Genomic DNA, 18,920 nt, shown 5'->3' with positions numbered 1-18,920 from the left:
GTGGTAACTCGATCAAACCCCCGACGGGGTCTTTCTATGTGGAGCTACGCCAACTCGGGCGAGTTACGGACATAACTTCCGGCAACCTGCTTAGCCAGCCAGTACGGTATGAGTCACCAACAACGCAGCATCGAGGGCATCCGTCACGGACACGAACAAGCCCCATGCGCCGGTGACTAGGAAGGATCTCCGTGACAGACGCCAACCAGCAGCGGATCACCGACGACCAGTGGCGCGACGCCAAAATGATTTGGGACTACCACCAGATGCATCACCAACTGCGCTCGTGCGACGTCGCCATCGGACTCGGCAGCCACGACTTCGGCGTTCCCGCCTACGCCGCCGAGCTCTACCACGCCGGTCTGTTCCCGACCATGGTCTTCACCGGCGCGATAAACCCGACCCACCCCGACCGGCTTCCGCGCGGCGAAGCCGTCCACTTCCGGGAACACGCCCTCAACCTGGGCGTGCCCGACACCGCGATCCTGGTCGAGCCGGCGGCCACGAACACCGGCCAGAACATCACCCTGTCCCGCGCCGCGCTGATCGCCGCCGGTATCAACGTGGCCTCGGTGATGCTGATCGCCATGCCCTACATGCAAAGACGCGCCTACGCCACCTGCCGCAAGCTGTGGCCTGAGGTGCAGGTCATCTGCGCCTCCCAGCCGCTGGAATTCGACGACTATGTCAAGGCCATCGGAGACGAGGTGCTGGTCACCAACATGCTGGTCGGTGACCTGCAACGCATCGTCGAGTATCCGGCGCTCGGATTTGCCATCGAGCAAGAGGTCCCCGAGGACGTCCATGCCGCGTATCAGCGTCTCCTCGCCCACGGCTTCACCCGCCGGCTCCTCGCCGGCTAATCCGCCCTGGCCGGCACCCGGCGTGATCTGCGCCATCCACCAACCGAACCTGTTCCCTCGTCTGTCGACCGTGGCCAAACTGTTCGCGGCGGACTATTGGATCGTCCTCGACGACGTGCAGTTCACTCGCCGTGACTACCAGCATCGCACCCGACTCGCGGCCCTCGACGATCCCGCCCGCCAGCAGTGGCTGTCACTCTCCACGCACCTGCCCCACGGCCGGGACACCCTCATCCACCAGGCCCGCATCACCGAGCCCGAACGTTGCGCCCGCCGCACCACCCAACTGCTCGCCCAGCGCTACCGCGCCAGCCCCTACTGGCCTGACTTGCGCACCCGCCTCGACTCCGTCGCCGATCTGCTCACGACCACCGACCGCACCGCGCAGATCGCCGAAGCCTCTACCTGCCTCCTACTACGTCTACTCGGCTGGCCGGGCATCATCCTGCACAGCAGGCACCTGGGCGCCAGACCCGGACGCTCACTCCGGCTCGCAGACCTCGCCACCACCGTTCAAGCCGGAACCTACCTCTGCGGAACCGGCGGCATGAAGTACCTCGACCTCGACCTCTTCCACCAGCGCGGCGTAGCCGTCACAGCCTTCCGCACCCCAGACGCCGGAATCTGGACGCACGCCTGCAAGATCAGCACGCTCACAGTTGCGTTGAGCATCGGCAAGATCGAGGCATGCTTGAGCAGTGAAGCCGCCGACACGTGCTGGGTCCTGCCTGCCTGCGAAGTCGGCGTTCGCCGGATTCCGGTTCCCGCCGGAGGTGATCGTGGTCGCGGTCCGCTGGTACCTGCGGTTCAACCTGTCCTATCGCGATATCGAGGAACTGCTGGTCGAACGCGGGGTCGAGGTCGATCACGTCACCGTGTTCCGGTGGGTGCAGCGGTTCACGCCGCTGCTGGCCGACGCCGCCCGCTTCCGCCGGCACTCGCCGGGTGACCGGTGGTTCGTCGATGAGACGTACGTGAAGGTCACCGGCGTGTGGCGGTACGTGTACAGGGCTGTTGACCAGTACGGCCAGGTCATCGATGTGCTCGTCTCGGCCCGTCGGGACGCCGCCGCGGCACGCCGGTTCTTCCGCCGGGTTCTGTCGACGTTGAAGGTGACGCCGGTCGAGGTGGTCACCGACGCAGCCCCCGTCTACGCCGGTGTGCTCGACGAACTGGTCCCGTCCGCGTGGCATCACGTCGAGCGGTACGCGAACAATCCGATCGAAGCCGACCACAGCCAGCTCAAACACCGCCTGAAACCGATGCGCGGCCTCCGCAACGACCGCACCGCACAGACGGTCCTAACCGGACACGCCTTCGTCCAGAACCTCCGCCGCGGACACTACGAACTCGCCACCGATGCTCCGCCCGCAACGCGGGTGGCCGCCGCGTTCGCCGAACTCGCCCGAGCAATCTGACCAGTGTCCGCTGACGCGGCTCGGCGTGTCCACCGAACCGACAAAGCAACAGCGCCGCGTCGGCCGGTAGCGGGGTGAACCGCTGCACTCACCGGTAAACCGTGTCGTGATCCACCTCCACGCCGGTTCGACCGGCAGTTCCGCCACATCCCGATACGAAAGGTTGAACCGGAGGTACCAGCCGACCGCGAGGACGATCGCCTTCGGCGGGGAACCGGAAACCAGTGAACGCCGACGGCGGTGGGGAGCCGGACCCGACACGAGACAGCGACCCCATCAGCTCAGCTGCTTACTCATCGAGCCCGTAGTCGATCAAGCTGCCGCCGAATGCAACAGCACCCCACTTGGCCCGCCGCACCACCGGCAGGATCCTCCTGCGCCCCGACGTTGACATAAATGGATAGCTTTGTTTACTGTTTTTTGGCGTCTCCATAGAGAGGATCGCCGATGCGTACGCTCGTCGCCCCGGCCGCCGTGCTGACCGCCCTGCTAACCGTGCTCGCCGGCACCACCGGCACTGCGGCCGCTGCCGGCCCGGCCCCGCTGGCACCGGCCGACCTGACCGGCTCGGTCTCCGCCACCGGCATCTCCCTGTCCTGGCGCCAGCCGGCGGGCGGCCCCGCAGTCGCGTCGTTCCGCGTCTACGAGGGCGGCGCGGTCGTGCGGCGCACGGCGACGACGTCGGCCCCGATGCAGTACCTCGGCATCAACACCACCCACACCTACACGGTGACCGCAGTCTCCTCCAACGGCGTGGAATCGCCCCCATCAGCGCCGTTCACGGGCACCACGTGGACGCCCGGCATGGCGCCCCAATGCAACGAGCCCGCGCCGCTCACCGTCTTCGACGTGACGTCCTCCGCCCTGTCGGTGCGCTGGTCGGTAGGCCGGGCGTCGCCGCAGCTCGCCCTCACGGTCAACGACCGCGACTACGGCATCGTGCCCGGCACGAGCCTGCGCGTCGGCGGCCTCACCCCCGACACCCCGTACACGATTGCCCTACGCCGCGCCAACTGCAACCCGCACAACGCGACGGTCGGCTACGCCACCACCCGCACGCTGCCCGGCGCGACGAATGCGGCGGCCGCGCCCCGCAACCTCGCCGCCACCGCCCAGACCGACCGATCGGTCGGCCTGACCTGGTCGGCCCCGTCCGACGGCTCGTACATCCACCAGTACGCGGTCTACGACGGCGCCCACCGGGTCGCCACGACGTGGATCCCGTCGGCGACGATCACTGGCCTGTTCCACAACACCGCGCACCGTTTCACCGTGGCGGCGCTGGACGTGGCCGGCAACGAGTCGGAACACAGCCCCATCCTGTCCCTCTCGACCGCTCCCTGCCCGGTTCGCCCGCCGTCCCCGTCCCGGGTGACCGCCACCGCTGTCACCGCGTCGACCCTGCGCCTGGACTGGACCCTCGAGTCGACCGCCGGCTCCTACATCGTGCTGGACGGTGACAGCGTCGTCGCCACCGTCACCGACCCGGCCACAGTGCTCACGGGCCTGGCGCCGGCCTCGTCACACAGCCTGCGCGTGGTCGGGTCGTTGCCCGGCTGCCCCGACACGCCCGCCTCGGCGCCGCTGACCGTGACCACGCTCCCGGGCCCCAGCGGCCACCCGGCGGCCCCGCTCGGCTTCCACGCGGCCCAGCCGACGGTTGTCAACACCTACGAGGCCGACGTCCCGCTGTCCTGGACCCCGTTGCCCGGCCTGACCTACCGCCTGTACGACGGCGCCACGGTGGTCGGCACGTACCCAGGCAACGCCGTGACCCTGCGTACCCGCGGCGCCGAACGCCACCAGTACCGCCTGACCGCGGTCAACGCGAACGGCGACGAGTCCCCGCCGACTGCCCCGGTCGACGTGATCACCCCATTCCTGGTCGCCCCGTGAGGCGCTGTTGCATTGAGCGTTCCCGCGCCTTGGGCGGCGCAGATCTTCCCGGCGTGACGTCCGCTGGTTGCAAAACCGGGCGTCCGACGCTCGACCGCCTCACCATGTAGGAACCCTTTTGTCCAGGTCTCGACAGCCGGGTTTGGTGACTCACTTTGATCTTGTAGAAAGTCTTACGGTAAGCGATCTTGGCGATCGCTCAATGCAACAGCGCCCCGACACGTACCCCCACAAACCGAGCGCTTGCGATGGTCGGTGCAATCGATCATCGCGATGACCGAACTACACCTCGGTGGCGATGCCGTAGCCGTTACTCCACGTGTTTGCGCGTGACGTGTGGGTGGATCATGGTGTAGGAACGGTGCTATGTCGTCTGGGGAGGTACGACTAGCGATCGATTGCGGCGACGCTACGGCAACCGCAGTGCTGGTCTGGCCGGATGGGCGTTCGTTGCCGTTGATGTTCGATGGCTCGTCGGTGTTGCCGGTCGGGGTGTGGGTTGCGCCGGACGGTTCTGAGTTGACGGGCGAGGCGGCGCGGCGGCAGGCATCGGAGGCACCGGACCGCTTCGTGTCGGCGCCGCTGCGTCTGCCCGGTGATCAGGTTGTGGTGGCTGGCGGTGAGGTGGAGGCGGCCGCTCTGGTCGCGGCGGTGTTGGGGCGAGTGGTGGGGGAGGCGCAGCGGCTGGCCGGCGGTGTGATCGGCGAGGTCGTGTTGGTCGTGCCGGCCGGATGGGGCCCGCGGCGGCGGACATGGTTTCGGCAGGTGGCGCATCGAGCGGGCATACGGCAACCGTCGTTGGTGGAGGCGCCTGTCGCGGTCGCCAACCATGTGCTCGCGACCGGGGCACAGGTGCTGGTGGGCCAGTTCCTGGTGGTGTGCGACTTTGGTGCGGGGTTCGAGGCGACGGTGCTGCGCCGCGGCCCGCACGGCTTCGAGGTACTGTCCACCTTGCGCGACGAAGATACGGGTGGCGCCCGGGTTGACGAACTGCTGGCCGAGCAAGTACGGCAAGCTAACCCGGACCTGCCGAAGGTATCGGATCCTGGTGGTTGGGCCGTGGTCACGGGTCTGCGGACGGCGCGGGAAGCGTTATCGGGCAGGTCAGCGGTGACGGTGATGCTGCCCGAGCCGGCGCCGACCCTCGTCATGACAGCCCAGGTCGTGGAGTTGGTCACGACCACCGTGGTGCGACGCGCCGGCGAGCTGGCCCGGGAAGCATTGGTGGCGGCCGAGGTCGACCCGGCCCAGGTGGCCGGGGTCTACTGCGTGGGCGGGGCGGCGTTGATGCCTGGCGCACCGCAGGCGATCGCGCAGGCCACCGGCCTCTCCTCGCTGGTGCCCGAGAACCCGGCAGTGGTGGCGGTGCACGGCGCCGCAGGAGTCGGCGGTGCCCCCACCGCTCCGGTACACGCCGCCACCGGTGGGATGGCGAGGCCTTCCGACTCCGGTGGGATGACCGAAGGCCTTCTGCCGTCGTGGTGGCGGGCGGTCGCCGTGGTGGGGCCGGGAATGGCGTCGCTGGTGGTGATAGTGCACTTCCTGTTCACGGCCGAGGTGTTCAACGGGTCGCGCACGTTCTGGGGCCCGTCAACGTACGCGCTGGCGAACTGGGGCGAGCTGGCCGTGGCGTCGGTCCTTGCGATGGTGGCGTGTGTAGCGGCGGGGGGTGTTGTCGCCTCGGTGCTGGCCGCGATGAACACCGGGCCCGGGTCGGTCGGGGTGCGGGTCGGGGCGGGGATCGCGGGAGCGGCGGCGACCGGGGTGTCGGTGGCCGGCCTGTACGCGGTGGCGGGATCGTTGTGGATCGGGATGCCGCTGGGACCGCTTCTACGATGGGCGGTGCTACCGGTACTGCCGATGGTGATGCTGGCGTTGGTGGCGGCGGTGCTGGCAACCTGGGGCGGTCGACAGCCGGTGGAAGGCTGGGACCGGTGGCTAGGGTTCCCCGCGGTGTCGGTGCTTGCGGCCACGGCCGGGATGGTGCTGATGCAGTACGCGATGAACACGCCACGGCCGCCGGACCTGGCGCTGCTGATCGAGGTGTCCGCTCGGGTTGGTGGCCTGCTGGTCGGGGTGGGGATCGGCTGGGCAGTGGTGGCCCTGTGGTGGCAGCGGCTGATCCTGGTGCCGCTGCTCGCGGTGTTCTGCACGGCGATCGTGTCCTGGCAGGCAACTGGAGTGCTCGGAGTGATGTACGCGCTCGCGGTGGCTTTCTGGTGGCTCCGCAAGCTGTGGCAGTTGGCACGCAGTCCGGCGCGGAACATCCCTTATGTACAGTGATCCGATGAGGCGAGGCGCTACCCTGCCGCGTGCCGACCCGCCGGCCACCACAGGCCCGCACCACAACTCCAACACCGCACCGGGCTTGCGGGCCGCGCGAGCCTGGCCGCCTTCCGGCGGACGGTGAACCGTGCAGTGGCCACGACGCATGGCGGCACTGGCGTTTCTCACCGTGCTACTGGTGGGACCGCCGGTCGCACTGATCCGCCTCGTGGGCTGGCCATGGCCGACACAGGCCCCTACCAGCCAGCAGCTCGCTTCCTGGATCGCCGAACCACTAACTGAACAGACCCTCGCCGTAGCCCTCGCCGGCGCAGCTTGGCTGCTGTGGCTGTTCCTCCTGATAGCAGTGGTCGGGCAGGTCATGGTCCGGCTGAGGAACGCAGGACGCTGGCTGCGCCGGATTCCGGTCCCCACACCATTGCAGGCAACCGCGAGCAGCATGGTCGGCGCAGCAATGCTCACCGCCGCTGGTACGACACCGGCCCCAGACACCGCTGACCGCGCACCAGCCACGGCCGGCGCCGGCCGCGACCACGCAGCACCAGAGCCGGCTGCCCCCAGCGCCGGTGATCGTGAAGCGACCTCGGCCACCGGAGTGGATCTACCTGACGGCGGCTGGATCCCGACCCCGACCGCCGAGGCGATCACTGCCGCAGCGGTACTCATCTGGTTCCGCCGCCGACGCCGCTACACCCCACACCCGGCCGGCACCCGCCACGACGCCGACAACGACCTGACACCACTACCGCCAACCGTCGCCGCAGTCCAAGCCGCCCAGACCACCCAACCCAGCCACCAGCCAGAAGCCCGACACCCAGCCGCACCGGAGCCGGTCCACCCCGCCGCGTTGCCTCCCGGGCTGCTAACCCTGACCGGCCCCGGCGCCGCCGACGCGATGAGAGGACTGATCGTCACCGCCACCATCAGCGCCGGCCAACGCCAGATCGTCACCACCGCCGACGACCTGGCCCACCTGCTCGGTCCCGACAGCAGCGGCAGAGCATGGCACGGGATCGCCGGCCTGATCGTGACCGCCGCCATCGACGACGCCATCACCACCGCGACCACGCCGCACCACGCGCTGCCGACAGACGCAGGCGGCCGCCTTGCGACGTCGCCGCTTCTGGTCATCGCCTCCACCGCGAGCATCTCGAACCTGAGCGATCACCTGACCGCGTTGTCCACCGGGACCATCGGGCCGGTCACCACCGTCGTGCTCGGCACCGCCCACCACGGTGGCCGGACCTGGCACGTCGCCGCTGACGGACACACCACCACCAACGACCGGCGCCGGATGTGTGTACTCGGCCCGACCCCGGCCGCAGACCTGCTCACCCTTGCCCGCCACGCCCACCCTGCCGCCGCACCAACTCCTGTCCATCCCCGACGTGAGAAAGCCCGGCTTCGGATACAGGTCCTCGGACCGCTCCAGGTCACCATCGACGGCACCCCGGTCAGCGTCCGCCGCACCGCCGCCTGGCAGGCCCTGGTCTACCTCGCCATCCACCCCGATGGCGCCACCACCGAGGAACTCGCCGAGGCGATCTGGCCCGACCTACGCCTGCACGCCGTCACCAACCGCATATACGCCACCATCAGCGAACTCCGCAAAACCCTGCACACCGCCGCCGGAACGCCCGTCGTCGAACGCGTCACCGACCGTTACCGCCTCCACCCCGACACCAGCGTCGACCTCTGGCAGCTGCAGGCCACGATTGCCGCCGCCTCACGGGCGATAACCTCGGATGCCCGCCACCACGCCCTGCACGCCGTCCTCGAGCAGCCACCCGGCGAACTCGCCACCGGACAGCCGTGGCTGTGGCTGGTCCCGCACCGCGAAGCGATACGCCGGCAGATCATCGACGCACACACCACCATGGCGGCCGGTAAGCCTCCACCCGAGGCACTGAGGCTGCTCGAGCAGGCGATCACCGTCGACCCTCTCAACGAGCACCTACACCTTCAGGCCGTCCAAGCCCTGACCGCCACCGGTCAGCACGCCGCTGCCGCCGACCTGCTCGACACCTACCGACAGCGGATCACGGAACTTGGCCTGCCGCCCGGCGACGAGTTGTGACCGTCCGCGCCTCGACCGTAGATCAAGGCGACGCTCACAAAGGTCGGTTCGAGACCCAGCAGGTTCAAGCCGACGGTCCGTTCTGTGGCCGACGCACCAACCGGGTATCGACGGCTGCACGAGGCTGGTGGCGAAGTGAGTGATGCCCAATCGATGGATAGGCCGATCGGGCGTGCTCGTCGGACTCGCTGCCGGCGCCGAAGGTCAGCTCGGCGATCAGCGGCGACACCGCGAATCCGATGCCGGTGGCTCCGGTCGTGGGAACGGGGCCCAGATAGGCGTCTCTTCTGGGACCCGGGCTGGTGTATCTCCATGATCGACGTGCGGGAGTTCGGGCCCCGCCCTGGAGGCGTCGGCGGGTGAGCGCAAGCACGTCGATCAAACAACCGGCCGCAGAGAAGGGCATCTCGCGCTCGCCGCGCAGCGCCGAAGGACTCCTCAAGGCGAGGACGTTTCCGACGAGCGGAACGCCACGCTGCCGGGCAAGCTGGCGGTGATGGGCTCCTGTGATTCAGCGCGCGCGGCGATAGTGCATGGCCACCGCGCCGTTGCGAAGCGGCTGCGCCGAGAGCAGCTCGAGCCGGCGCGTGCCGGGCAGCCCACCTTGGTACAGCGTCGGGCCGTGGCCGGCGATCCTGGGATGGACGAGCAGCTTGTACTCGTCGATCAGGTCCAGCCGGTCGAGCTCGGTCGCGAGCTTGCCGCTTCCGAGCAGGACCCCGGCCGGGGTCGCGTCCTTGAGCTTCTGCACGCCCTCGCGCAGATCACCGGCGATATGGTGGCTGTTGGTCCACGGGAAGTCCGTGCGCGTCGACGACACCACGTACTTGGGTTTGGCCTCCAGACCGACCGCCCACTCGCGGATGGCCGGCGGCGCCTCCTCGTCGCCGCGGGCGACGGCCGGCCAGTAGCTCTCCATCATCTCGTAGGTGACGCGACCCCACAGCATTGCCCCGCCCTCGTGCATGAGTCGGGTGAAGAAGGCATGCGTCTCATCGTCGGCGATCCCCTCCTGATGGTCGACGCAACCGTCCAGGGTGACGTTGAGGCTGAAGGTGAGGACTCCCATGGCTGGCGACTCTATCGCCCACTACGGCGTCGCGGCCCAGGTAGGCATCGCGTCAGTCAGCCCGGGGTACACGCGCCCCGGGACCCAAACTCGCGCCCAATGAAAGCCGCCGGGACCCAAATTCGCGCCCAGCCGGGACCGCTACTCGCGCTTAGAACCATGCCGGCCAGCGACAGGCCCAGCAGGTCCCACCAACCCAGCTGGTCACCGAGAGACGAGCGGGTAAACCACTGACCAGCCAAGTCGCGCCGAGCACGCGGATGGCCTTGCCGAGCACCAGCCCGGCGTTGAGGCCGATCGTGACCGGCGCGCGCAGCCCGCCCGCACCCGCCACCGACACACTGGCGACGAAGAACGCCAAGAACGGCACCGCGAGCCCTGCAGAGATGGGTGCCACCGGTGCTCGAAATGCCTCGCCAGCCCGGCCCCGGGCCTTCGGCACGGCGGATCACTGGGACGAGGAAGCCGAGCAGCACGCCAGCGACGGTGGCGTGGATGCCGGCGGCGTGAACCAGCGCCCAGACGGTGACCGCGAGCGGCAGCAGCAGCCACCAGGCGCAGAAGATCTCCATGCTCACCCTGCACCTGCTGCAGTCCGGCCCTGGTACTGGTCAACACCCGCCTGGTCGACCGGGTGCTGTCCGAACCGGAGTGGGCCGCTCGGCTCTCCCCGCACGACCCGCGCGGCCTCACCCCGCTGTTCTGGTCGAACGTGTTGCTGCACGGCACGGTCAAGCTCGACCTGAACACACGCGCATCGACTACGACACCGACCGGTCGGCAGCAGGCCGTGCCGGGGCGCCGGCCGATCGACCACCCGCCGGATCACCCGGCGTGGGCGTGACCGGCGTCGGTCAGGGTGTGGTTCGTGCGACGGTGAGCAGCAGCGGCGAGGCGACGCCGAGGCGGGCGGCGCAGTCGGCGACGGCCTCGGCGAGCCACCCGATCGCTTCGCAGGTCCACTCGATCAGGTCGCCGCGCAGGGTTGCGCCATGCAGGGGTGGGCCGCTCCAGAAGCTGTCGTCGAACGGTGGCGGCGGCGCGGTGTCCGGGTCGGCGCTGTCGTGGGAGACGTTGGCAAACACCGTCTGGTCCAGGCGGGTGAGCTGGTCGGTCAGCTGCGCTGCGACCGCCGCGAGGGCGGGGTCTTGGCCGCTGTTGACGCTGACCTGTACCGGTGTGTGCGCGTGCGGGTCGCCGGCGGCGAACCATGCGACGGACCGCAGGGCCGGCACCGGTGCATACGGGGGCCGCCGGGAGGGGTCGATGCCGTGTACCGGCAGCAGGATCTGGATGGCGGACAGCTCGAGGGTGCCTGCCCGGGCGGTGGCGTCCTGGGCGCAGCGCAGGAACGGTTGCACCGGCAGCGGCCGGTCCCCGGCGACGGCGCTGGCCTCGACCTGGAACCAGGCAACAAGTCCGGTGTCCAGGCCGCGGGGGTGCTGCCACCCGGCGTCGTTGATGGCCCACAGCCCGGGTGCGCTGTCCGGCTGTCCACTCGACGTGTCGTCGAGCCAGCCCATCGCCAGGCATCGGTGGTGGAACAGTGCGTCGGCGTCCTGCTGTCCGGCCCGCCAGGGGTGCGGGGTGAGGGTGCCGTACAGGGCGGCGAACATGGTGCCCGCGGTCGGTTCGGACCCGGGCACTATGCCTGGCTGCGCGGTGACGCTGCGTTCGGGCACGCTGGCCTCCCTGCTGACCTCGCTGCCAGGTTTGTCCGCTACCAGGCTAGTCCACCCGGCAGTCGACGTCGGCTTGGCGGTACGGCTTCTCTGCCGTGTCGATCTCACCGATCACGTCGACGTCCACGTGGTTACGCCACGACGTGCGGGCCGTGCTGTGACAGTCCCTGCGCGCCACCGTCCGGTCTCCACTGCCGGTGTAGGGCCGCAGTTCCTTGGTCGGAGAACACGCCTTCTGCCGCCAACTGTTGTCGGTGTACCACTCGTAAAGGCAGTTGATCACGTTGGCGCGGTCACTGTCGCAGTTGCCCTTCTTCCACCAGCCGTGGCCCGACACGGCCACGCCGGTACCCGAACGGTGCGGGTTGTCGTGTCCGCTTTCGGGCGTGCACCCGATCAACGCCTCGGACTCCGCGTGCGGGCCGCCCGGCGCTGGCATGACCTGGCCTGCGCTGTCGCGGTACACGGCCGTCGCGTCAGCGTCCGGCGGCGCGACCCCCGGCTCGGCGTCCTCAGCCGACACGAACGCCACACCGGGTCGCTGCGGCGCTGCCTGCACCGGCGGGGCGCCGGCCCCGAGTACCACCGCGACCGTCACCCATCCGATAAGCAGCCTTGCTGTCTTCATCGTTTCCTCCCCGTGGTGCCAGACGTGAGGGCGGACAGTCGCGACCCAGGACCGGGACACAGTCCATCCGCGGGAAAACCAGCCAACACCTTTAGGTAGGGATTCGATTACGTGAAGTGATGGCCAGTGGTGGCGACGTTAGTCGATGCCCGCTTATGGCTGCAAGGCCGTTTGTGCGGCGCGGGAGGAGCAGGCGCGGAAACGCTGGGGCCGCTTCTGGTGGACGAGTGGGGCCGGTCAGTTGGTGCGGCCCAGCCGGGTCAACAGCTCGTCGTACTGCTCTACGGTCGGCTCCGCCGCCGGTCGGCCGGCACCACCGGACGCTCACCGGCGGGCAGTTGGGCCAGGTGGGCGTAGATCGTAGGGCGGGTCACGCCGAACTCGGCGGCGATCTGCGCCAGCGGGTGCACCTGGCGCCCGTCCGGCCGGTTCGCTCGTACATCTGCTGCGCGATCCGGGCCTGTTGCGGGGGCAGCTTCGGCTTCGTGTGCGCCAACCGCGCGGAATTGCATTCGATGCAATGTTGGGGGCGACGCGGGTGTTCACCCGCATAATGCCGAGAAGCGGATGCCTGATCACATTGCTCGCCGGGACGTTACGAAGAGACCTACCCGAAGGGTGGCCGGGTCCCTATCAGCGGTCCGCCGACGCCACTCGGCCCGGCGACAACACCCCCCGGATCATGCGTCGACAGGGGCGGTAAGTCATACCGAGCCAGGGGACCCGAGCAGTCCCCGGCTGGGGACGATCAAAAAAGGTAACGGGTAACGGGGTCGTTGATCTGGCGATGGCGGGATGGTTCGGGTCGGAGGTCGTGGGGCGATCCCGGGTTCGGGATCGCCCCACGGGCGTTACTGGTCCACGCCGTAGTAGAGGGCCAGGTACTCGGTGATCTCGGCGGCGTGTGGCGACAGTTCGGGCAGATGGCGGTCCAGAGCGTCGCGGGTGGCGTCGGCCAGGCGGCTGACGTTGGTGGTGGCGTCACGCACGTACGGTTCGAGCTTCCTGATCAGCTCGTAGTTGCTGTCGATGTGCTGCGCCCGAATCAGCTTCTCCAGCGGTGGTGTGGTGTCCGTCGGGATCGGCTCCAGCACCCGGCTGATGTAGGTGACCCGGTGCATGATGCGCCAGCACGGTGGCTTCTTGTCGGGCTGGCGGGCCTGGCGCAGCGCGGCGGCGTTGCGGTCCGAGCTCTGCTCCAGCCAGATCGGATCGACGACCTCGCGGTAGAAGTCGTCGAAGTTGTCGCTGGTGGCGTCGAGGTAGAACGTGACGAACCGATAGGCGTCGACCTTGCCGGGCAGCAGCTGCCGCTTGCCGTCGCTGCCGAGGACCGGTTTGCCGTCCTTGTATCGCAGGAGGTCGCCGTTCGTGTCGCAGGACACCTCGACGGAGAAGGTCGTGCTCGACTCCTTCTTCTTGCTCCGGGTCGAGGTGTAGCCGATGCCGCCGGTCAGGTCCAGGCCGAGGCCGCCGCTCACGCCGAGGGCTGACACCGACAGCGACATCGTGGTGTTCTCGCTCTTCGCCACCTGGAAGGTGCCCGCGGTGGCCTCGGTGACGGCATCGGTGGTCTCGGTGGTCTCTGCGAAGAATCCGCCAGCCGCTGTCCAGATGTAGGTGTTGACCAGGTTGCGTCGGGAGAAGCCGTCGACCAGCGCCCCGGCACCGGGCAGGGAGAGTTCGCCGAGTGACGGGTTGAGCATCCCGCTCGCTCCGGTGCCCAGCATGGCGGCGATCCCGCCGATGGCGCCCAGCCCAGGAACGAGGGCGCCCGCCACGAGACTGGCGGCCTCGGTGCCGACCTGTTTGAGGGTGTGCAGGGCGGCCTGTTTCAGCATCGGCTTGAAGTCAGGCGGCTCGGTGGAGAGCGCCTCGTAGAAGCTCCGTAGCTGTTGCTGCTCGCGCTGGATGCGCCGGATCAGGGCGTAGGTCTCGGTGGGTTTGAAGTAGCTGTACTCGCCGCGGTCCAGGGCCTGTGGGTAGTCCGGGTCGAGCACCTTGCCGCGTGCCGTGGCGCCGACGGCACCGTCGAGCGTTCCCTGTTTGGTGTATCGGGGGTTGATCGGGAACGGGATGAGGTTCCAATCTTCGGGGATGTCCGGGCTCGGGGTGACGTGGTACGACACCAGGGCGCCGGTGTGGGCCAGCCGCAGCGCGAAGATGTCGGCGGTGGACGAGCGCACCACCGCGAAGCCGGTGTTCGCCGGCAGGTATCGCGGGCCGACCTCGGGGTTCAAGACGGCGTTCGGATCCTCCCATTCGCCGCTCAGCCCTACCTTCATCTGGCGGGTGGTGGTCTCTGCTCGGGAGACCTCGCTTTGCTGGCTCGATGTGTTTGTGAAGTCGTAGCTGGTGTTGCGTTCCAGCGTGGCTTCCACCTCGATCGGAACGGTGATGCCCCCGCCGAAGGGTGCGATGACGGTGTTGATGTTGGCAGTGGCGCCGAGGTTGCGGGTCGCCGCGAATCCCGCCGTGCGGCTGTTCTCGGTGTCGGTGCCGTGGCTGTGGCTGACCTCGTTGGCCTGCTTGAACTCCACAGTGGAGGTGCTGTTGAACTCACCCGGCGCGCGGTCGGATGACGGATTGGTCAGGTTCTCGGAGGGGACCGGCGGGGCACCCTCGACGTACCCGACGATCTGCGGGTCGTACTGTGCCTGGCCGACCCACTCGCTGACCAGGTTGCCCACCTTGTACCCGGTGACCAGGTGCCAGGCGTGGCCGTGCAGGTAGCTGTAGCAGCGTTTCATCACGCCTCTCGGGACGCCCCGCGCGTCGACCTGCGCGTCGGCGTACTCGCTGGCCGCCGGCGTGCTGTCGATCAGGGTGTGGAAGCCGGTCCGCACGCTGGCCGGCGCCGGGCGCACCACGGCGGCGTCGGTGGAGACCGGGGCGGTGGACAGGACGATCTGCGGGCGCTGGTTGGCCGACAGGATCAGGTGGTTGCCGCGGGGCCCGACGTCGCGCACCTCGTCGGCGTTGGCGCTGGTGGAGTCGGCGTCGAACGGGTAACACGCGATCAGGTCCGCCGTGTCGCCCTTGAGCCGGCTGAAGGCGTTGTCCAGGATCTGCTCCTGGGTGCGCACACCGCGCCACACACGCACTTCTTCCAGGACACCGGAGAAGGGGTGTATCGGGGTAGTGGTCACCAACGTAATCCCGCCGACCGTGAACTGATATTTGTTCTGGCCGTAGTAGGCGAGCAAGGCGGCAGCCTGTATGGTGACCGGCTCGGTGGGCACCGGAGCGCCGTTGCGGTAGAGCCGGATCGGGCTGCCCTGCGGGTCGGGGCTCTTGGTCCAGGTGGCACTCCGCAGCCGGGCCGGGTGGGAGCCCATGGCGTCGCCCGCGACGTTGCCGGCGTTTTCCTCCATCCGCCACCACCCGACCAGACCCCGCTCGCGTGGACCGACCGGGCGGCACACCTGCTCCGGGGTGCGGGCGACCCGCCACAACCGCACCTCGGACAGGACGCCACGCAGGGGGAACACGGACGAGCCGACCCGGGCACGCCCGAATTCCAGCGGGCCGGCGCCGCCCTTCGGGCCCACGCCCTGGTAGCGGTGTGTCCCAGCGGGCGCACCGTCGATGAAGAACGATATGTCATGCCACTGGTCCGGCTCCGCCGGCGGGCTGGCCTTGCGGGTCACCGCCACCCGGTGGAAGGTGGCGGCGCGCAGCGCCGTGGTTGACACGTACCTGTATTCCTTGTGCCCAGGCTCCTCGAAGCGGAACTCCAGCTTGCCGTCGCGACGCACCGAGAGGTGGTAGGGCACGCATCCGCCGGCACCGTCGTCAAGCACTCCGTAGGACACCAGGCCGTGCGGCCAGTTGAGCATGTCGAGCTTGATGAACACCTCGATGGTGAGTTCGCCGGCCAGATCGAGGGCGTCATGGCTGCCGGCGTCGAGATACCCCCGGCCGTCGAGGGAGACCGCCCAGGACTGCTCCATCGCGGCGGCCAGGTGGGCCCATTCCCGGCACGGGAACGCATCCCGGCTGCGGACCAGGCTGTCGCCCTTGCCCGCGGTGATCTGGTAGCCCGGTAGCGGCGACTCCGCCACGGCGGGGGTGCCGGTGACCGCGCCGTCGTGGCCGTTGCCGGACAGGTCGCTCGTGCCCGCTCCGGTGAAGCTCCAGTAGCCGATCAGCCCCGGTTCCTGGCCGGTCAGCCGGCGATCACGATCCTGGGCCAGCTCTGCGGGCGTGCGCACCCGGCCCCAGACCCGCACCTCGTCCAGCCGGACGTTGGCCCGGGAGCCGTTCGCGGCCGAGACGCCGAGCCGGAGGTTGCCAACCCCCGCGTAGGGGGAGGTGACGGAGCGCCGGCCCACCTCGGTGCCGTCGCGGTAGAGGATCTGCTCGCTGGTGGTCCGGTTGAACACCGCGGCCCAGTGGTGCCATGCCAGGTCGTCGTATGTGGTCGTGGTGTTCAGGTCGTTGTTCCAGAAGGCCAGGGCGAACGTGTTGTTGGCGCGGAACCCGATGTGCAGTGCCTGGTTGGCGGTCTGGGTGGTGACCCCGTGTGTCAGGATGAAGTCGTCGCGGCCGGTATGCTCGCGCTTGGCCCAGAACTCGATGGTGAAGTCGGTGCCGGCCAGGACCATCGGACCGCAGTCCACCCCGTCGTCCACCCCGTCGAACGCCAGCGCCGACTTCACCGGCGCCGGTTCCAGGCCGAGCAGGTACCGACCTACTCCAGTGTTGGCATTCAGCACCCGGCCAGGGCCCGGCAAGGCATCCGGCAGGACCCATGCCTCGACGGTGACGTCACCGCCGAGGCCCACCTGCGCCAGCTGATCGACGGGCAGGGCCAGCGGCTGCGTCTGTGCGTCGAAGCGGAACGCCCGGCCCGGAGTCGCCCCGTGCCACTGTGCGCCCCGCCCCGTCACCAGGTCCGTCGCGGACCCGTTGGGGACGTTGCCGGTGACCCCGTCCACCTCCGCCTGCACGACCTGTGAGCCGGCGGCCAGCCAGGCGCCGGGCCGGCTGGCGGTCGCCAGGTCGTAGTGGTAGAGCACCCAGGACACCGGGTCGCCCGGCGTGGCCGCGCCGGCGCCGCCGGCCACGATGAGCGTGTCGGCGCCACTGTTGGCGTCCGACTGGACCCGGACCGCCGTGCCGGCCACGGTGATGACGGCACCGGCCGGCACACGCGTGGTCAACGACTCGGCGAGCCGCACAGACTTGCCGCCATTGGTGACCTCGGCCACCTTGCCGAGGTACCGGGGCTCAGCCATGCCCCGGCCGTTGAGCACATCGGCGAACTGTTCCACCTGCCGGGGCACCGACGGGAACGTCTCAGTGTATAAGCTGTTGCGGATCGTGACCGTGCACAGCTGCGCCTGTTGCCCGTCGTCGCTCACCTCGATGGTGGTGCCGGCCAGGTCGATCAGCGGATCGCGGCTGACGAACCGGATCGTCCGCGACCCCACGGTGAACCGCTTCTCCGCCCGGGACACCTCGGTGTCGTAATACGTGGCGAAGAACTGCCCATCACCGCCGCGGAAGTACAGCGAGATCTGCCCCACGGTGCTGTCGAGCAGGAACGGCGTGTCCGGGGTCCACGCGAACCCGAGCAGCGCTCCGGTGACGCTGAGCCCGCCCCGGTCGATGTAGAGGTGCGGCATGGCAAGGGTCACATCCCCGGTGCCCGCCCTGCCCGCAGTGAGCCGGGACAGCTCGGCTTCCTTGGCGGCCAGATCGGCCCGCGCGGCTCGCAGCCGGGCTTCGGCCTCGGTGGCCAGCGCCTGCCTGGTGCGTTCCCGATCCAGCTTCATGACAAGGTCGTCGCGCCGGAGCCTCGCCTCGGCCAGAGCCGCCTCGATCGCCGGTATCGGCTCGACCTTCTCCCACCGAAACTGGTCCGCGCTCGCGGCGGGCGTCTGATCGACAGGGCGGTAGTTGCCGCCGTACAGGTCGTAGTCCGGGCCGGTGAGTTTCTGGAACGCGACGAACTGGTGTCGGGTCATCTCCGCGTCGACCGGGTTCAAGATCCGGCCAGTCCCGCTGCCGCTGATGCCCTGGGGATCGAACGCCCACCGGAAGTAATTGGCCCTGCGTACCAACCGGACGTAGGAAATTCCGACGGGGATGCCGAGCCCTGTGTCGAGCACCGTCGAAAGTGGATTGTAAGCTACAATACCGTAGTAGGCGTTAAGGAATCCAGGTAGACGCACCAATACCCACAAGGTTCCAGGGTCGTTGCGATCCTTGGTGGAGTGCACGGAATAATCCGGGTTGCTGACCTTGGTCGACCATTTCATGTAGAAGTTTTCCTGCAAGTTTTGTACGCGGTAGACCCAGCTGGTCGGGAGATTCCGCGTTGACTCCAGCCGGTTCACCTCGGCGTCGGCGACCACCCGGTCCCGGTTCCACTGGGCGACGGTCGCCGGGTCGGTGGCCGGGGCGGCGACGATCGCCTCGTCCGCCTTGATCTGTTCCTTCAGGGTGGCGATCGCCTGCTGCAGCGCCGCGATCTTCTCGGGATCATCGGCGGACGCGGGCTGGTTCAGCTCCTTCAGGGTGACCTGGTCGGGCACCTGGGCCAGGCGGCCATCGCGGCCGACCGCGAGGTCGAGCGTGGCGACATGGGACCGGGCCACCGTGCCGTCCGCTGGCGCCGGACCGGATGTGGCCGCGGCGAGCAGCACCCGGGCCTGCCGCTTCACCAGCGAGCGCGGGCCGGTGGCGGCCGCCACGTTCTCCTGCTGGAAGTAGAGAGTCGTGGCGAGACCGGAGACGACGCTGCGGCCGGTGAAGGCGAAGCTGCTCCGGTGCAGGCCAGAGTGCTCGCTGATCGGTGCCTTGGAGGTGACCCAGGTCGGCCCGCCGACGAGGGTGCCGTCCAGCCCGTTGCCGGTCAGGTCGTGCAGCTTCGTGCCGTCGCCCTCGTCGAAGCGGTAGTAGTAGTGCTTTGTTAGGTTGGGACGAGTTGGTGGCAGAGAGGGCAGAATCCGAGCCAGGTCGCGAGTAGGTACTGCAGTTCGCGGAGGATGGAG

General features: G+C 68.9%; 12 protein-coding genes and 3 pseudogenes. 7 read left to right on the top strand and 8 right to left on the bottom strand.

The window, feature by feature from the left end:
- Window positions 1-245: 245 nt before the first annotated feature.
- From AB0I42_RS36165 to AB0I42_RS36155, 3 genes and pseudogenes are all read left to right on the top strand, one after another.
- Window positions 246-863, top strand: coding sequence for a YdcF family protein (locus tag AB0I42_RS36165; RefSeq protein ID WP_357544279.1), 618 nt, complete (start codon window positions 246-248; stop codon window positions 861-863).
- Window positions 805-1,455 (top strand): annotated as a pseudogene (locus tag AB0I42_RS36160) (WbqC family protein); the annotation flags it as partial. The gene AB0I42_RS36165 and the pseudogene AB0I42_RS36160, both read left to right, overlap by 59 nt.
- A gap of 136 nt (window positions 1,456-1,591) precedes the next feature.
- The gene (locus tag AB0I42_RS36155; RefSeq protein WP_357544278.1) at window positions 1,592-2,281 is read left to right on the top strand and encodes an IS6 family transposase; all 690 of its coding nucleotides are present in this window, start codon (window positions 1,592-1,594) and stop codon (window positions 2,279-2,281) included.
- Window positions 2,282-2,372: 91 nt separating this feature from the next.
- On the opposite strand, the pseudogene AB0I42_RS36150 reads toward AB0I42_RS36155, so the two are convergent.
- Window positions 2,373-2,558 (bottom strand): annotated as a pseudogene (locus AB0I42_RS36150) (hypothetical protein); the annotation flags it as partial.
- Window positions 2,559-2,728: 170 nt separating this feature from the next.
- Between AB0I42_RS36150 and AB0I42_RS36145 the strand changes: the two are divergent.
- The 3 genes from AB0I42_RS36145 to AB0I42_RS36135 all read left to right on the top strand — a co-directional run bounded on the left by AB0I42_RS36145 (window position 2,729) and on the right by AB0I42_RS36135 (window position 8,540).
- On the top strand, window positions 2,729-4,177 hold the full coding sequence (locus tag AB0I42_RS36145) for a fibronectin type III domain-containing protein (protein WP_357544277.1): 1,449 nt from the start codon (window positions 2,729-2,731) through the stop codon (window positions 4,175-4,177).
- Between the two features lie 423 nt (window positions 4,178-4,600).
- Window positions 4,601-6,460 carry an Hsp70 family protein gene (locus AB0I42_RS36140; protein ID WP_357544276.1) on the top strand — a complete coding sequence of 620 codons (1,860 nt, stop codon included), beginning with the start codon at window positions 4,601-4,603 and terminating at the stop codon, window positions 6,458-6,460.
- Between the two features lie 598 nt (window positions 6,461-7,058).
- Window positions 7,059-8,540, top strand: a complete 1,482-nt coding sequence (locus AB0I42_RS36135; RefSeq protein WP_357544275.1) for a BTAD domain-containing putative transcriptional regulator — start codon at window positions 7,059-7,061, stop codon at window positions 8,538-8,540.
- 511 nt (window positions 8,541-9,051) lie between these two features.
- Here the strand turns inward: AB0I42_RS36135 and AB0I42_RS36130 are convergent.
- From AB0I42_RS36130 to AB0I42_RS36120, 3 genes and pseudogenes are all read right to left on the bottom strand, one after another.
- Window positions 9,052-9,609, bottom strand: a complete 558-nt coding sequence (locus tag AB0I42_RS36130) for a dihydrofolate reductase family protein (RefSeq protein ID WP_357544274.1) — start codon at window positions 9,607-9,609, stop codon at window positions 9,052-9,054.
- A gap of 151 nt (window positions 9,610-9,760) precedes the next feature.
- Window positions 9,761-9,970 carry a hypothetical protein gene (locus tag AB0I42_RS36125; RefSeq protein WP_357544273.1) on the bottom strand — a complete coding sequence of 70 codons (210 nt, stop codon included), beginning with the start codon at window positions 9,968-9,970 and terminating at the stop codon, window positions 9,761-9,763.
- A gap of 91 nt (window positions 9,971-10,061) precedes the next feature.
- Window positions 10,062-10,181, bottom strand: a pseudogene (locus AB0I42_RS36120) (Na+/H+ antiporter NhaA); the annotation flags it as partial.
- 62 nt (window positions 10,182-10,243) lie between these two features.
- On the opposite strand from AB0I42_RS36120, the gene AB0I42_RS36115 reads away from it, so the two are divergent.
- Window positions 10,244-10,453: a hypothetical protein gene (locus AB0I42_RS36115; RefSeq protein ID WP_357544272.1), complete on the top strand. Its 210-nt coding sequence runs from the start codon at window positions 10,244-10,246 to the stop codon at window positions 10,451-10,453.
- A gap of 10 nt (window positions 10,454-10,463) precedes the next feature.
- On the opposite strand, the gene AB0I42_RS36110 is transcribed toward AB0I42_RS36115, so the two are convergent.
- The 4 genes from AB0I42_RS36110 to AB0I42_RS36095 all read right to left on the bottom strand — a co-directional run.
- Window positions 10,464-11,291, bottom strand: coding sequence for a hypothetical protein (locus tag AB0I42_RS36110; RefSeq protein WP_357544271.1), 828 nt, complete (start codon window positions 11,289-11,291; stop codon window positions 10,464-10,466).
- Between the two features lie 46 nt (window positions 11,292-11,337).
- Complete coding sequence (locus AB0I42_RS36105; protein ID WP_357544270.1) at window positions 11,338-11,823, bottom strand: hypothetical protein; 486 nt, start codon at window positions 11,821-11,823, stop codon at window positions 11,338-11,340.
- Window positions 11,824-12,200: 377 nt separating this feature from the next.
- Window positions 12,201-12,329, bottom strand: coding sequence for a hypothetical protein (locus tag AB0I42_RS36100; RefSeq protein ID WP_357544269.1), 129 nt, complete (start codon window positions 12,327-12,329; stop codon window positions 12,201-12,203).
- 441 nt (window positions 12,330-12,770) lie between these two features.
- A partial coding sequence (locus AB0I42_RS36095; protein ID WP_357544268.1) for a LamG domain-containing protein occupies window positions 12,771-18,920 on the bottom strand: 6,150 nt, incomplete at its 5' end.

It is taken from the genome of Polymorphospora sp. NPDC050346 (assembly GCF_040655695.1).
GTDB lineage: Bacteria > Actinomycetota > Actinomycetes > Mycobacteriales > Micromonosporaceae > Polymorphospora > Polymorphospora lycopeni.
This window is presented reverse-complemented; position numbering and strand designations above follow the sequence as displayed.

What these genes read in the sequence shown, in the direction of transcription:
- AB0I42_RS36130 (WP_357544274.1), bottom strand. Translation starts at nt 9,609, where the DNA reads ATGGGAGTCCTCACCTTCAGCCTCAACGTCACCCTGGACGGTTGCGTC.
- AB0I42_RS36145 (WP_357544277.1), top strand. Translation starts at nt 2,729, where the DNA reads ATGCGTACGCTCGTCGCCCCGGCCGCCGTGCTGACCGCCCTGCTAACC.
- AB0I42_RS36165 (WP_357544279.1), top strand. Translation starts at nt 246, where the DNA reads ATGATTTGGGACTACCACCAGATGCATCACCAACTGCGCTCGTGCGAC.